At 60.7% G+C, this 669-nt stretch carries 1 protein-coding gene; it reads left to right on the forward strand.

Features of this window, described 5'->3' with window-relative positions; genetic code table 11:
• A partial coding sequence (locus EN935_RS39045; protein WP_164771876.1) for an ATP-binding cassette domain-containing protein occupies positions 1-669 on the forward strand: 669 nt, incomplete at both ends.

A 669-nucleotide genomic window follows, 5' to 3' on the forward strand; every position in this document is an offset into this window, starting at 1 on the left:
GTTTGCTGAGCCCGACCTTCTGCTGCTCGACGAGCCGACCAACTATCTCGATCTCGAAGGCACGCTGTGGCTGGAAAACTACGTGTCGAAATACCCGCACACGGTGCTTTTGATCTCGCATGATCGCGACCTGCTCAACCGCGCCGTCAATTCGATCGTCCATCTCGACCAGAAGAAGCTGACCTTCTGGCGCGGCGGCTACGACCAGTTCGAGCGTCAATACACCGAGCAGAAGGAATTGCAGGAGAAGGGCCGGGTCAAGCAGGAAGCCGCCCGCAAGCACATGGAATCCTTCGTCGAACGCTTCCGCGCCAAGGCCTCCAAGGCGAGACAGGCACAGTCGCGCATCAAGGCACTGGAAAAGATGAAGCCGATCGCGGCCATCGTGAACGATTCGGTGCGGCCGTTCTCGTTCCCCGAACCGGTCAAGACGGTGGCCTCGCCGATCGTGGCGCTGAACAACGTCAATGTCGGCTACACCGACGGACAGCCGATCCTCAAGAAGATGACGCTACGCATCGACGCCGACGACCGCATCGCGCTGCTCGGCGCCAATGGCAATGGCAAGTCGACCTTCGCCAAATTGCTGTCCGGCCGGCTCAAGCAGGAGAGTGGCACCATGACGGTGGCGCCCGGGCTGAAGGTGGCGATCTTCGCCCAGCATCAACT

The organism is Mesorhizobium sp. M7D.F.Ca.US.004.03.1.1 (assembly GCF_003998635.1).
GTDB lineage: Bacteria > Pseudomonadota > Alphaproteobacteria > Rhizobiales > Rhizobiaceae > Mesorhizobium > Mesorhizobium loti.